The organism is Candidatus Cloacimonadota bacterium, assembly GCA_012522635.1.
Lineage (GTDB): Bacteria > Cloacimonadota > Cloacimonadia > Cloacimonadales > Cloacimonadaceae > Syntrophosphaera.
In genome coordinates this window covers 1-15,798 of sequence record JAAYKA010000018.1, presented here as the reverse complement: position 1 = coordinate 15,798, position 15,798 = coordinate 1, and the positions used below count along the sequence as shown (strand labels likewise).

Sequence of the window (15,798 nt, the reverse complement as noted above, 5' to 3'; positions counted from 1 at the left end):
GCCGCGGAATACACAGAATTTATCAAAGATAAAAATATCGACGTGGTAGAAATCGGCTCCACCTCAAAACCCATTTACAACAAAAGTATCATTGAAGTGAAAACCAACGACCCTCAGGATTTGGCGCGCCTGCAAAAAATGACCGGGATAACGCGCCACGCCCTGGCTGTCGAAAAAGACCCGCCCGTTCCCTTCATCATCATTCTGGGCGACGATTTCGACACATTCATGAAACCCTGATTCAAGGAGAATAATTTGCAGAAAACCGATAAACTTGAAGCCATTCTAAACTGGCTGGCTGAAAAACAAGCGGATAATATCAAAGTTTACGATGTTTCCGAAACCAGTTCCTATACCGACTTCATCGTGGTCTGCGAAGGCAGTGCCGACCTACACAACAAGGCCATCGCGAACCACCTCCTGGATATGGCAAAAGAATCAAAATTACGCGTTCTGGGCAAATCCGGAATGGAATTTGGGCTCTGGATACTTCTGGATATCGGGGATGTGGTGATCCATATCTTCCTCCCCGAAAAAAGGGAATTTTACCAGATTGACCACCTCTTCGCCGAATTGGCAAAAAAAAAGGATAAAGAGAAAAGCGATGATCAAGCGCCTGTTGCATGAACATATAAGCGACGTTCTAAACGCTCTGGAACTTTCCAACCAGCGCGATTTCAGCGTGGAAGTACCCAATAATCCCGATCATGGAGATTACTCCACAAACGCCGCCATGGTGCTGGCAAAAGAAAACAAAACCGCCCCCAGAAAATTGGCGGAAACTCTGCTTAAAGAGCTGCGCAAAAACAAGTTCTATAAAGCGGTGGAAATTGCCGGACCCGGCTTCATCAATTTCAAAATTGCACCCTCATTTTACCACAAAGTGCTCTTCGACATCCGAGCTCTTGGCGAGGATTTTGGAAATTCTGACTATGGCCAGGGCGAAAAAGTGCTCATCGAATTTGTCAGCGCGAACCCAACCGGGCCTCTGAACATTGTCAGCGCGCGTGCTGGAGCTTTTGGGGACACCCTTTATCGAATCATGAAAAAAGTGGGGTTTGAGCCCGACCGCGAGTTTTATGTGAACGACGCCGGAAACCAAGTGGATATCCTGGCAGAAAGCTTGGAACTTCGCCTCCGCGAGCTTCACGGAGAACACATTGGCGAATTTCCCTTCGAAGCCTATCACGGCGAATACGTCAAACATCTCGCCCAAAAACTCAACGCCACAGATGGTGTCCGCATTTTCATGCTTCCGGAAAAGGAACGCACCGATCGCATGAAAGAATTTGCCCTCAACGAACTGCTCGAAATGCAGCGCCTCAGCATGGAACGCTTCGACGTCCATTTTGAAAACTGGGTTTCCGAAAAAGCGCTCCGCCAGGAAGGCGTGGTGGAGGAAGTGCTAAGTTACCTCACAGAAGCAAATTGCACCTACGAAAAAGAAGACGCCATCTGGTTTTCGTCTTCCGAATATGGTGACGATAAAGATCGCGTTCTGATGAAAAGTGACGGTTCAATCACCTATTTTGTGCCCGACCTCGCTTACCACCTCACAAAAATCCAGCGGGGCTACACCAAGCTCATCGACGTTTTTGGCCCCGACCATCATGGCTATGTGCCCCGTCTCAGAGCCGCATTCCGCGCCTTGAAATACGATGATGACATCCTGGAAGTCATTTTCCTGCAACAGGTTAACCTTTTCGAAAGCGGCGAAAAAGTCAAGATGAGCAAGCGCGCGGGAACCATCGTAACCATGGATGATCTCATCGACGAAGTGGGAAAAGACGCCGCCCGTTATTTCTTCATCGCCCGCAAAGCCAATGCCCACCTGAATTTTGACCTTGAGCTTGCCCTTCAACAAAACAACGAAAACCCAGTTTACTACTGCCAATACGCCCACGCCCGCATCTGCTCCATACTGAAAAAAGCGCGCAAGGACAAGGTTTACCCCCGCAGTTTCAAAAAAGAATTGGGGCAGAAGCTGAACAAACCGGAAGAATTGGCGCTCATCCACAAGATGACCGACTTCCCCGGTCTGCTCGAATTGATCGCTCAACACCGTGAACCCCACCGTCTTGCCACATACACGGAGGAACTTTGCGGTCTCTTTCATCGGTTTTACAACAAATACCAAGTGGTCAATCCCAAATACATGGAACTCTCCCAAGCCAGGCTGCTGCTCATCGAAGTGGTGAAAGACGTCTTGGCTGGCTGTCTCGACCTGATGGGAATCAGCGCCCCGGAAAAGATGTGAATGGAAAACTCCCGCCTGATCCGTCCCATGCGAGAAAATGATCTCGAGGACGTAATGCGTATTGAACGCCAGGCTTTTCCCAATCCCTGGCCTCCGGAATCTTTTGGATTTTTTCATGATGAGCGCTCCTGGGTAATCTGCGAAGGCGATTCCCTGCGCGGCTTTATCATGATCCACTCGGTTTTGGATGAAGCCACCATCATGAACTTCGCCATCGACCCCCTTTTTTGGAGACAGGGTTTGGCAACCCAGCTTTTGGAACACACCATCGAAATGCTCACCGCCAAAGGTGTCAAAAATATCTTTTTGGAAGTGCGCCTCTCGAATTTAGCCGCCAAAAAGCTCTATCAAAAACACGACTTCAAACCCCTTGGCCTGAGGAAAGATTACTATCAGGACCCGCGCGAAGACGCCCTCGTCCTGGTGAGAAATGATAATGGATAAACATATGTTGGACTACGATTTTCTCGTTTTGGGAAGCGGCATCGCCGGGCTGATTTATGCCCTCCAGGTTTCCCGCCTGGGGCGCGTGGCTGTGGTCACAAAAAAAAGAATGGTGGATTGCAACACAGATTACGCCCAGGGCGGAATAGCCGCGGTTTTGGACGCGAGCGATTCTTTTGTGGAACATTGCGAAGACACCTTCAAAGCCGGCGCCGAATTGGGGAAAAAAGACGTTATTTGCCAAATTATCACTGAGGGTCCAAAGCTAATCCAATATCTCATCGACATCGGAACCGATTTCACCCTCAGGGACGACAGCTACGACAACCGCCTCGAAAACCTCTCCCTCACCCTCGAAGGTGGACATACACACCGTCGCGTTGCCTACGCCGCGGATTCCACCGGTCATCAGATTATGGAAGCCCTCATCCGAAGCTGCCAAAACGATCCCAATATCGACATCTACGAAAATAGCATCGCCATCGACCTCATCACCCAACACCACGTGGTCCAAACCAAGGGCTTCGTGCCTGGAATTTCCTGCTGGGGAGCATACGTCCTCGAAGGCGCTTCCAATGAAGTCCGGATTTTCCGTGCCAAAAAAACCATGCTCGCCACCGGTGGAGCCTCACGAGTTTATGCCCACAACACAAATCCCGATGTTTCGACTGGAGATGGAATGGCAATGGCGCGCCTTGCCGGAGCCAGACTCGCGAACATGGAATTTGTCCAGTTCCATCCCACCGCGTTTTGGAGCGCGGAAGGCAAAACCTTTCTCATCAGCGAAGCGGTGCGTGGCGAAGGAGCCATCCTTAAACTTCAGGATGGAACCGCTTTCATGAAAAACTATCATCCCCAGGCAAACCTTGCCCCCCGCGACATCATCTCCCGCGCCATCGACACCGAACTGAAACGCCGCGGCGAAAAATTCTGCTGGCTGGATGCCACCGGGATACCAACGCAAAAACTCCGTTCACACTTTCCCTATATCGATCGCCGCCTGCAGGAACACGGGATTGATTTCACCCGCGATCCCATCCCCGTGGCGCCTGCCGCTCACTATTTTTGTGGCGGAGTGCTTTCAACCATCGATGGCATCACGGACATCCACAATCTTTTCGCCGCCGGAGAGGTTTCCTGCACCGGGCTGCACGGCGCAAACCGTTTGGCCTCAAACTCCCTTCTGGAAGCCCTCGTAACCGGGTGGCGCGCTGGAAACCACCCCTCAAACCAAGCAAGCGTGAACTTCCCGGAAATCCCACCCTGGAAACAGATGGAAGAATTCAACGAAAACGAATGGGTCGTGATTTCCCATAACCGCGAAATTATCGGCACCATCATGGACGGCTATGTGGGCATCCGCCGTTCCCGCCGCCTCCTGAAATATGCCCTCTCCCGCATGGAAAACATCTACAACGAAGTAAACAATTTCTATCAACACAACGCCGTCCGCCGCGAAGTGGTGGAAACCAGAAACCTTGCCATCATCGCCATCGCGGTCATCCGCAGCGCCCTGATGAGAAGGGAAAGCCGCGGAGCCCATTTCCTCATCGACGTTCCCGAGCGTGATGACGAACATTACAAAACCGACACCATCACCTAAAGGGCTGCCATGAAAGGACTTTTCATCACATTCGAAGGCGTGGACGGCAGCGGCAAATCCACTCAAATGGCTCTTTTAGCCACTCGTTTGGAAGAGCTGGGACTGCCAGTGCTGCAAACTCGCGAGCCCGGAGGACCGCCCATCGCCGAAGCCATACGCCACCTGCTTTTGGACACCGCAAACAAAGCCATGCTCCCTCGAACCGAACTGCTGCTCTATTGCGCCAGCCGCGCCCAGCACACCGGCGAGTGGATTATCCCCGCTCTAAAAGCTGGAAAGATAGTCCTTTGCGACCGCTATTACGATTCCACTTTCGCATACCAGGGTGCTGCCCGTTCCTTGGATATGGAGCAAATCCGCATCCTCACAGATTTTGCCACTTTCCACACCGTGCCCAACCTCACTTTCCTACTGGACATTCCCGTTTCCGAAGGCATGGCGCGCATCGGAAAAAGAACCCTTGACCGCCTCGAATTGGAGGACAATTCTTTCCGTGAACTGGTGAGGGCTGAATATCAAAACCTTGCCAAAAAGAACCCAGAACGATTCGTGGTGCTGGATGGAAAACTTTCGCGTTCAACCATCCACGCCCAGATAATAGACACAGTTTTAACCCGCTTAGGAGTATCAAGTGATTAAAAACAAGCAAAAAACAGCCCTGCTCACCATAGCCGCGGTTTGGATTCTGACGGCCATCATGCTTTTCACCGCCACCGGAGTTTTCGCCCAAAATCAAGGCAACGGTTCCGACCTCTATTCCCAGCTCGGCCTCTTCAGCGAAGTGCTCAGCAAACTGAAACAGAGTTATGTAACCGAACTCAGCGATGAAGAATTGATTAAAGCCGCCATCATCGGCATGCTCGGTTCCACCGACCCTCACACAACCTATTTCACCAAAAGCGAATACGAAGATTTCACCACCTCCACAAAAGGGTCTTTCGGTGGTTTGGGCATCCAGATAGACAAAATCGGGGATTATGTCACCGTGATTTCCCCCATCGAAGGAACCCCTGCTTACAGAATGGGAATCACCGCCGGCGACAAAATCATCCGTGTGAACGATAAAAGCATTGTGGGCCTCAGCACCGATGAAGCCATAAAATATATGCGCGGGGATGTGGGCACCACTGTCATCATCACCATCAGCCGCCCCGGAGTCACAAAACCCCTCGAATTCAAAATCACCCGCGAAACCATCAAAATCAAAAGCGTGCCCTACAGCTTCAAGATGGACAATGGAGCCGGCTATCTGCGCCTCAGCCAATTCAATGAAAACACCGTGCAAGAACTGCGCGCCGCGCTTGCCTCCCTCGAAGCGGAAGGAATCACCGGCCTCATCATCGACCTGCGTTCAAACCCGGGAGGTTTGCTGGATCAGGCTGTGGACACTGTGAACGAATTCATCGGCCCCAACAAACTGGTGGTGGAAACAAAAGGCAGAATGCCAAACGCGAATCGCCAATATCTCACCCGTTTCAACACCAAAGCCCGAAACTACCCCATCATCGTGTTGGTGAACGAAGCCAGCGCCAGCGCCTCCGAAATCTTTGCCGGCTCGCTCCAAGACTGGGATAAAGGCCTCGTCATGGGAAAAACAACCTTCGGGAAGGGAAGCGTCCAACAGCTTTTACCCCTCATGAACGGAAACGGCATAAAAATCACCACCGCATACTATTACATCAAATCGGGACGCTGCATCCACAAAAAAAGCAACGACCAAATCCTCCTGGGCAAGGAAGTGAACGAATCCGACATCAACGCCGAGGAAGAACTGAATCTCAAACAGGTTTACCACACGGTTAAAAACCGGGAGGTCTATGGCGGTGGCGGCATCACACCAGACATAGAAGCCGATGGCGAGCCGCTCACAAACTTCGCCGTGGAACTGCGCCGCAAAAATGCCTTTTTCAATTTCGCCGTGGATTACATGGTGGAGCACGATCATAAACTGGATAAAAACCTTGTGGTTGGCTCATCGCTGCTGAACAGCTTCCTCGCCTACGCTTCTTCCCGCGATATAAAATATACCCAGGCAGATGTTGACAGCACCGACACCTACCTGCGAACCATGATTAAAAGTGAACTCCTGCGTGCCGTCCATGGAGATTTGGAAGCCTACAAAGCCACCATCGGACTGGATAAACAGCTCCAGCAGGCCGTCGCTTTGCTGAACCGTTTCAAAACAATGGACGAACTTTTCGCCCACGCCGCCGCCCAAAACAAAAAACAATGAGGGCTTCCGCGACCAAACAGGTATAAACTTGTGGAGTTACATAAAATAAATCGGCTTTCCCCGGATAACCGTGTTTCGCGGCCCGGGCTTTGCCGTTTTCATAATCAACACCCTTAAAACAGGAGTATGGAAAGATGAAAAAAATCTTGTTCATGATTGCCTTGATGGCACTCGCTCTTGGCTTATTCGCCCATCCCGCGGACGATATCCGCGCATCCTACAAAGCCTCCACTCAAACCCTTGAAATCTCGTTCGACCACAAGGTGAAAGATTCGAACGTGCATTTCATCAACAGCATCGAAATCCACCTCAATGGAGACAAAATTATCACCCAACATACCCGCGCCCAAATCGATAACACGGGCGGATCGTTCCTATATAAAATTCCCAATCTCCAAAAAAATGACAAACTGGAGATAATCCTAAATTGCAACAAGGGTGGCAAAAAATCCACCACCATGATACTCAAATAGAATCCTGAAACATAATTCGACGCTGGTCTGGGTGGCCGGCGTTTTTGAACTCGCCCAACTCTGCGTAGATCAGTATCTTGGGTGCCGCTTCCGCCTTGCCCCCTTTAGTATCCCTTATGTTTCAAAAGCTAAACATAAGGTGGATAAATGTTTAGGGCTTTTCGACCCGAAAAACAACAGACTCGTTCTTATATAATGGAAGCCACCTCATTGATGGAAGCGGGCTTGGATAAACCTGACAGTGTTTTCAGTTTTTAGAGCCATGAAACTATCCATCGATTGGGATGGCAGAAGGTTTTTGGAACTTCCAGGATTATTATTTGGATTTGGGAATCATTTTTGCATCTTATACATGTATTGGATATGAAATCTATAAAATGAGATAAATAGCAAGGAGACAACATGAAGAAGAGTTTTTTGCTGGCCGTTCTATTGTTGTTGGCGGCTTTTATGGTCGCGGCAACGAGCTCGGTCACTCTGGGGACTCTACCAACCAGCGCGGAATTAATCCGCGACAACAGCGAGGGTCTGACCGTCCGCTATAGCATAGACAAGCTTGATTTTGAGGAAGTTCAAACCAAGGGAGGACTTTTCACCGAGATCAGCGTGGCTCAATATACCACCACAAACAGGGTTGGACAGCCCAAGCTTCCGCTTTTGCGGCAAATCATCAGCGTTCCGGAAGGCGCGCAGGTGAGAGCTGAATTTTCCAGCGCGCTTCAACAGACATATCTTTTGAGCGATTTGGGCTGGGACAAACCCATCATTCCCAAACAGGAATCAATCTCCAAAAGCGAAAACCCGGAACAAGTTCCCTTCGTAATCGATCACGGTTTCTACGGCCGCAACGCCTGGACAGACGAGCCGGCGATTGCAGTCACCGAACTGGGACATATGAGAGGCTATCGCCTTTTCGCACTTGATTTTACACCCATTCGCTACAACCCCGCGGATGGAAGGTTGGAAGTGATTTACAGCGCGGAACTGGAAGTGGATTTTATCAATCCGGACCACATCGGCACGCGTGAACTTCGTGCCAAAACTTTTTCTCCCGCGTTCGAAGCGCCGCTGCGCAGCATTCTTTTGAATCCGGATTCCGACAGGGTGTCTCTGAACCGTTATCCGATGTCATATATAATCATCACCCCGGCGGATTTCGTTGGCGCGCTAGAGCCTTTCATCGAATGGAAAAAACAGGAAGGATACAACGTTATTTTGGCGACCACGAACCAAACCGGAACCACGGCGAGTTCGATAAAAAGCTATCTCCAAGGGATTTGGAACGACGCCACGGCAGACAACCCTGCCCCATCTTATCTTTTGATTGTTGGCGACACCCCACAGATTCCCTCGAATACGGGAAATACCGCCAGCCACGTAACAGATCTGACTTACGTGCGGCTGCAGGGTTCGGACTACATCCCGGATATGTATTTCGGGCGCTTTTCCGCCACCACAGCCGCGGAAGTGACAAACCAAGTGAACAAAACCTTGATGTATGAAAGATATGCCATGCCTGATGACAGCTATCTGCAAGAAGTGGTGATGATTGCGGGCGTGGACAGCTATTGGTCCACCACCCACGCGAACGGGGCAATCAACTACAGCACGGGAAACTATTTCAACACCGCCCACGGAATCGATTCCCACACATATCTTTACCCCGCTTCCGGTTCATCTTCTTCGGCGATTATCCAAAATGTTTCCAACGGCGCTGGATATGTGAATTATACTGCCCACGGCAGCGAAACCACCTGGCATGACCCTAGCTTTACCATCAGCAATATCAACAGCTTACAGAATATAAACAAATATCCCGTGGTGGTTGGAAACTGCTGCCTTACCAGTGCTTTCAACATTGGCACCTGCTTTGCCGAAGCCTGGCTGCGCGCCGTGGACAAGGGTGCCGTGATTTATATCGGCGGAACGAACAGCACCTATTGGGATGAAGACTACTGGTGGGCAGTGGGCTGGAAGCCCCCCATCGTGGGAACCGGCTCTCCTTTCGTTCCAGGACGCACTGGCGCCTACGACGCGATGTTCCACGAACACAACGAACCGTTCGAGGATTGGGGCAGCAACGTGGCATCGATGATGTTCATGGCAAATATGGCTGTGGTTCAAGCCAACAGTACCCGCGCGAACATGTATTGGGAAATCTATTCGATTATGGGAGATCCAAGCCTGATTCCCTGGCTGGGCATCCCGGAAAATAACAGCTTCCAAGCTCCCCAGACCCTGTTTATGGGCTTGGGTAACCTCGATGTGATTGCCGATCCCTACACCTACGTGGCGATCAGCATGGACGGTGAACTGCACGGCGTTGGCCTCACCGACGCCAGCGGGCTTTTGAGCCTGGATTTCACCCCCTTCTCCGAACCCGGCACTGCCAGAATCGTTTTGACCCGCAGCCTCAGAAAGCCGATGATTGTTGATGTTCCCGTGGTTCCAAACGTCGGTCCTTACGTGACTGTGAGCCCCATCGGAGTGGTGGACCCGAACCTCAACGGCATCGCCGAAGCGGGTGAAACCATCAGCATGGATCTAACTTTCAACAACGTTGGCATCCAGGACGCCACAAACCTCAGCGCCACTCTCAGCTCTGAAAACCCCTACGTGAGCGTTCTCGAAGGCAGCATCGACCTTCCCAATATCCCTTCGGAAAGCCAGGTGGTTATGGATGGTGTTTTCAGCGTTTTGTTCCACCTGAATATTCCCGACCAGGAAAAAGTGTTTTTCGACATCTGTGTGAGCGACGGAACCAACGAATGGGTCAGCACCCGCAGCCTCACTGTGAACGCTCCGGAGCTGGCTTTTGGCAATATGACCATGATCGACAGCAACGGCGACGGATTCCTGCAGCCGGGAGAAGACGTTTCCATCACTTTGAACCTCACAAACAATGGACACATGGCGGCGGAAAGTGGAGAATTGACCATTCTGGCTCATCATCCCGGAATCATTTTGAGCACAGATGGATTCATCCTGCCCTCGCTGGGTGTGGGAGTCACCATACCCGTCACATTTACAGTTTCGCTGGGTGCCTACCTTGCCGATGGAGACATGATCCCAGTGGGTCTGTCCCTGGCGGCCGGGGCTCAAAACCTGAACTATTGCGTGGTTTTGCCCATCGGAATGATGGGAGACGGTTTTGAAACCGGAGATTTCAGCGCCCACACTTGGCAGAACGATCCTTCTGTCCCCTGGACGATTGAAACTTCACCCTCGAACGTACACTCAGGGATTTTCAGCGCGAAAAGCGGCGCCATCGCCCACAACACAAACACCGACCTCAGCATCACGATGAACGTGGGCGCGGCAGGCAACATCAGCTTCTGGCGCAAGGTTTCCTCCGAAAACAACTACGACTGGCTGCGATTCAGCATCGATGATGTCGAACAGGGCTCCTGGAGCGGAACCAAAGACTGGGATCAGGTCAGCTACCCAGTGACACCTGGAAACCACACCTTTAAATGGAGCTACACGAAAGATTATTCCGTGAGCACCGGCGGCGACTGTGCCTGGATTGATGACATCGTCTTCCCGCTTTCCGGCAGTGGCGACATCGCCATGATTTTTGTGCCGCAAGAAGGGATTGCTTTCACAAACGTAACCCCAAACGCCGAGCTGAGCGCGGATTTCGTTGTGAACAACCTGGGAACCGTCCCCTTGAGTGGACACATTTCCTATCCCTCCGAAATGGAATTAATCCTCAACGGCAGTGCTGTCGCAAACGACGCTGCTTACAACGTTCAAGTTGGCGAAGGAAATACCTATACTCTGAGATATACAGTTCCGAATCCGGCTCATAACCTGACCGGGGAAATCGTGATTACTTCAAACGATACGGCAAACCCCGCTGTGGTGATTCCCGTTCGAGTGGAGATCGACACGGCAACACAGGATGATGGAAACATCCCCCTGGCAACGGCGCTGGAAGGCAACTATCCCAACCCGTTTAACCCGGAAACTTCGATCGCCTTCGCTCTGAAAGAGGGTGGGAACGTGCGTCTTGCCATCTACAACGTGAAGGGTCAATTGATCCGCACCTTGGTGGATGCCAAGCTTCCCGCCGGAAGACATCAGGCTGTTTGGAACGGAAAAGATGAGGCTGGACGAGGCGTTTCCAGCGGCATCTATCTCTATCGCATGGAAAGTGCGGACTATAACAAAACCATGAAAATGATGTTGATGAAATAATTACGAATTGGAGCGGGCGGCGCCTGTTTGGTGCCTCCCGCGTCCATTTTAAAATATGCTTCAAAAAACCTTAACTTTTTTTTCTGAAAGAATATTAAACCACTGCGGGCCAACCTGTTGGAAAAAGCCCGACAGAATGGAGGAACCATAATGAAACGCATGTTTCTGCTCATAAGCTTATTTTTGGCGTTGGTCTTGACGCTGAGCGCAACACAAATCACACTGGGAAGCCAGCCCAATGAGATCAAACTGGTTGAAAGCCTGCCTCAAAGGATGGTTTTTGAACTCAGTTTGGGACATTTTGAGGCTCAACCGGTTCAAATCGGCAACGAAACCTGGCACGAACTCAGCCTCAAAAAAGAAGGTATCACACTGGAAGAGGGAAACCCGCAGCTTCCGATTTTGGCACGCAGCGTGATTATTCCAAATTCAGCCCGCATGGAACTGAGCATTTTGGAAAGCGAATATCAGGAAATCAGCCTGGCAGTGGCGCCATCCAAGGGCAACCTGACCCGTGACATCGATCCGGCCAGCGTTCCCCACAGGTTTGGAGCCAGTTATCAGGGATCGCAGCCTTGGCCCACCCAGACGGCGCTTGTTTCCGAACCCTTCATTTTGAGGGATTATCGTGGCATCACCGTCCATTTTAAGCCCTTCATGTATTTCCCCGAAAGCCAGACGCTCAGGGTTTATACTCGCATGAAAGTGGCGCTGGAAGCCAATGGGACTGATTTCACAAATTCACTTCCCGTTCAAAGAAATGCCTACGCGGCAGAATTTGAAAGCATTTACGCCAATATGTTCCTGAATTTCAGGGAAGCGAAATATCCTTCCCTGGGTGAAGAGGGACGCATTTTGGCGATTAAACACTCCATGTTCGACACCGTGATGGACCCCTGGGTGCAATGGAAGCGCGAAAATGGCTATCGGGTTGATATTGTGGACGTTAGCGTGGCAGGACCCACGGCTAACCAGATTAAAACCTACATCCAAAACCAGTATGACCTGAACGACGGACTGATGTTTGTCCAAATCTTTGGAGACGCGCCGCAGGTTCCTTCCCTCAGTTCCGGCGGTGGCGGCAGCGACCCTTCCTACGCGCTTTTGGCAGGTTCAGACAACTATCCAGACATCTACGTGGGTCGTTTTTCAGCAGAAACCGAAGCGCAAATGGAGACTCAGGTTTTGCGCACCGTCCACTATGAACGTGACATTGAAGCCGGCGAAGACTGGGTTCAGAAAGGAATGGGAATTGCCTCAAACGAAGGAGGCGGCGGCCAGGGTGACAATGGCGAAAGCGACCAGCAGCACATGGAACTCATCCGCACCAACCTTTTGAACTACGGCTATTTAAGCGTTGATCAGGTCTATCAGGCTCAGGGCGCCACCGCGGCAATGGTGAGCGCGAATGTGAATGACGGACGCGGTTTCACGAACTATGTGGGCCATGGATCAGACACATCCTGGGGCACGACAGGCTTTAGCAACACCCATGTCAACGCGCTCACAAACGATTATAAACTCCCCTTCATCAACAGCGTTGCCTGTGTGAATGGAAACTTTGTGAGTCGCACCTGTTTCGCGGAAGCCTGGCTGAGAGCGCAAAACAGCACAACCGGCGCTCCCACCGGAGCGATCGGAATGTATGCCAGCAGCGTGAACCAGAGCTGGGCTCCACCGATGAGAGCACAGGACGAAACAGTTGATCTCCTCTGCGCGGAATCGAAACAAACCTTGGGCGGGCTTTTCTACAACGGATCTTCCCGCATGATTGAAGTTTACGGCACCAACGGTGCTTCCGAATATAAAAACTGGCATATCTTTGGCGACGCCTCTCTGATGGTGCGCAGCAAAGATGCCGAGCCGATGGCAGTGGATTACAGCCCCATCCTGCTGATGGGCATGAGCACCTTCATGGTGGAAACCGTGCCCGGCGCCAGGGTCACCCTGTTTGGAAACGACACTCTTTACGGAACTGGCATCGCGGATCCTTCTGGCGTTCTGGTTTTGAACCTGGTGGAACTTCCCCAGGAACCGATGGATTTGACCCTTACCATCACAGCCTTCAACAAAGAAACGCACCGGGCCACAATTCAGGTTCTGCCTGCCGAGGGCCCCTACCTGATTGTGACCGGCATGGACATTACCGACGATAACAACAATATCCCAGAATATGGCGAAATCATCACGCTTCAGGTGAATTTGGAAAATGTGGGCTCCGACCCCGCAACCCAGGTTCAGGTGATGGTGCAAACCGAAGACCCCTATCTGACTGTTTTGGGAACCAGCGAGGCTTTGGGCGACATCGCGCCCGGAGGCACAGGACAGACTTCAACTGGCATCGACATCCAAGTGGCAAACAACGTTCCCGACCAACACGTGGCAGAGATTAAAATCATTGCCATGGCTGGAAGCGAAACCTATGAACACGTCCGCAGAGTAACTTTGAACGCGCCTGCCTTCACCTGGGCAAGCATCATCGTGGAAGACTTTTTGGGCAACAACAACGGCATGCTCGACCCCGGTGAAAGCGTGACGCTGAAATTCCCCTTCCTGAACTCTGGCCACGCCCAGGCAAATGATATTACCACAGCCTTGGTGATTAACGGTGCCCGCAACGTTTCGGAACCCATCGTCACAGACTTTATGGCGGTTCCCCCCGGCGGAAGTGGAGAAATTGAATATTTTGTCACCTTCAGTTCGCAGATTCCAACCGGCTCGGTGATAGAGATGAACACGATGCTCTTCAGCGGTGAATACAGCGCCCACAATTCCTACAGCCAGAGCGTGGGGCTTTTGATGGAAGGCTTTGAAACAAACTTCTCCGCCTTCGATTGGAGCTTCAGCGGCGGAAATTGGACCATCGAGCCAGAAAGCTACGACGGCAGCAACGCCGCGCGCAGCGCCGCCATCAGCCACGGTCAAAGCACTTCCATGAGCGTAACCTTGGACAGCCCGCAAGCTGGAGAAATTTCTTTTTGGAAAAAAGTTTCCAGCGAACAGAACTACGACTTTTTGAAGTTCTACATCAACGGTCAGCTTAAAAACCAGTGGTCGGGAACCTCAGACGATTGGAACCAGCAGATTTACACCGTCCCCGCCGGCACCCACACCTATAAATGGGAATATGTGAAAGATGGCAGCGCCTCCTCTGGAAGCGATTGCGCCTGGATTGACGAAGTTGTGTTCCCCTCTTATGCAGAATTTGTCGGAGCGCCGGAAATCTCACTCGAGGCCGAAAGCCTGGATTTTGGCGACGTGTTTATCGGTGAAGAAGCCGTTTTACCCTTCACCATCACAAACTCTGGTGACGCCGTGCTCATCGGAACGGTTTCGGTGGCTCCGCCCTTCAAGGTTTCACAGGGCAACAGCATCCCCGGAAACTTCATCTACATCGTGGTCCAGCCCGAAAGCTATCTTACTGTGAACATCAGCTTCAAGCCAATGGACCAAAATCAACACAATGCCACGATGGCGGTCAGCACAGACGATCCCGAAAATCCTGAACTGAGCGTTGAACTGAGCGGAAAAGGACAGCCCGTGGCAAACGACGACGAAATTGCTCCGGCGGTGACCGAACTGAAAGGAAACTATCCCAACCCCTTCAACCCCAGCACCACCATCGCCTTCAGCCTCAAGGAAGGCGGCGCGGTTGAAATTGGTGTGTATAACCTGAAAGGCCAGTTGGTCCGCAACTTGGTGAGTGAACACAAAGCCGCCGGAAACCATATCGCGGTGTTCGACGGACTGGACAATCATGGCAAAAACCTGGGCAGCGGCGTATATATCTACCGCATGAAAGCGGGGGATTACTCCAAAACCCAAAAGATGATTATGCTCAAATAATCGGCAATCCCGCCGAAACATATCCGCTCCCGGGCTCCGAAACCCGGGAGCTTTTTTATCCTCCTCAAATTCCACCCTGCTCCGCCCTTGACCCCAACAGGCATCTTTCTGCAGTCCTTCCCCTGTCCCTCCCCAAAAAAACTTGGGAGGCATAGTGGAGGACAAGCGGTTGTATTAAGGTTGGCCTCAAGGACGAAGCAGCTTAACCCACTCAAAATGGTGTGTATACGGGTCTTTATGAGTAGCCAAAAAACATAATTTTCATTATTTTCAGCCGTATTGTGGACATCTTTCCACATCTCATGCATCCCCTTGTATATCATGATATTATGCCCAGTTTCTGTCTCGCAATGGTCAAGGGCTATTTTTACAGCTCATAACGCTGTATCTCAGTCACAGTCAGGCTGACACGAATTTAACCAAAAACAACTGTTTCAATTCAAAAATATATTAAATTTGCAGATAACTAATAAATTGAAAATATTTAGCTTGACGGATATGGAGCTGATTCTAATATTTGTTCGAGTGTTAGATTGAGAATTAAAAAGTCTTTTTATACAGGAGAAATTATGAGAGATTTGATGAGGCACTTCAGCTTGGCGGCTTGTTTGCTGCTGCTGGTTTCAGCAGCTTTGGCAGGCGTGAATGACTATTCTTTCAGCCAATATGGCGGAACTTACACAGCAATCACCGGCGGAACCCCAATAATCGCTTCCGGACAGGATGACGCTGTATCTGGGCT

11 protein-coding genes are annotated in these 15,798 nt (G+C 51.1%); all 11 read left to right on the top strand.

Going from position 1 to position 15,798, the window contains the following annotated elements; all coding sequences use genetic code 11:
• A partial coding sequence (locus tag GX135_01040) for a hypothetical protein (protein ID NLN84672.1) occupies positions 1–240 on the top strand: 240 nt, incomplete at its 5' end.
• A 15-nt stretch (positions 241–255) separates the two neighbouring features.
• A complete protein-coding gene (rsfS, locus tag GX135_01035; protein NLN84671.1) occupies positions 256–627 on the top strand; it encodes a ribosome silencing factor in 372 nt (123 codons plus the stop codon).
• Positions 605–2,257: an arginine--tRNA ligase gene (locus tag GX135_01030; protein ID NLN84670.1), complete on the top strand. Its 1,653-nt coding sequence runs from the start codon at positions 605–607 to the stop codon at positions 2,255–2,257. Before rsfS ends, GX135_01030 begins: the two co-directional genes overlap by 23 nt.
• 54 nt (positions 2,258–2,311) lie before the next feature.
• Positions 2,312–2,701: a ribosomal protein S18-alanine N-acetyltransferase gene (gene rimI / locus GX135_01025; protein ID NLN84669.1), complete on the top strand. Its 390-nt coding sequence runs from the start codon at positions 2,312–2,314 to the stop codon at positions 2,699–2,701.
• Between the two features lie 4 nt (positions 2,702–2,705).
• Positions 2,706–4,304, top strand: coding sequence for an L-aspartate oxidase (gene nadB, locus GX135_01020; GenBank protein NLN84668.1), 1,599 nt, complete (start codon positions 2,706–2,708; stop codon positions 4,302–4,304).
• A gap of 9 nt (positions 4,305–4,313) precedes the next feature.
• On the top strand, positions 4,314–4,943 hold the full coding sequence (locus tag GX135_01015) for a dTMP kinase (GenBank protein NLN84667.1): 630 nt from the start codon (positions 4,314–4,316) through the stop codon (positions 4,941–4,943).
• A complete protein-coding gene (locus GX135_01010; protein ID NLN84666.1) occupies positions 4,936–6,537 on the top strand; it encodes a S41 family peptidase in 1,602 nt (533 codons plus the stop codon). Before GX135_01015 ends, GX135_01010 begins: the two co-directional genes overlap by 8 nt.
• A gap of 134 nt (positions 6,538–6,671) precedes the next feature.
• Positions 6,672–7,010: a hypothetical protein gene (locus GX135_01005; GenBank protein ID NLN84665.1), complete on the top strand. Its 339-nt coding sequence runs from the start codon at positions 6,672–6,674 to the stop codon at positions 7,008–7,010.
• Positions 7,011–7,412: 402 nt separating this feature from the next.
• Positions 7,413–11,210, top strand: coding sequence for a T9SS type A sorting domain-containing protein (locus tag GX135_01000; GenBank protein NLN84664.1), 3,798 nt, complete (start codon positions 7,413–7,415; stop codon positions 11,208–11,210).
• Positions 11,211–11,360: 150 nt separating this feature from the next.
• Positions 11,361–15,056, top strand: a complete 3,696-nt coding sequence (locus GX135_00995) for a choice-of-anchor D domain-containing protein (protein NLN84663.1) — start codon at positions 11,361–11,363, stop codon at positions 15,054–15,056.
• A 569-nt stretch (positions 15,057–15,625) separates the two neighbouring features.
• Positions 15,626–15,798, top strand: a 173-nt coding sequence (locus tag GX135_00990) for a hypothetical protein (GenBank protein NLN84662.1), incomplete at its 3' end; no start/stop codon positions are given.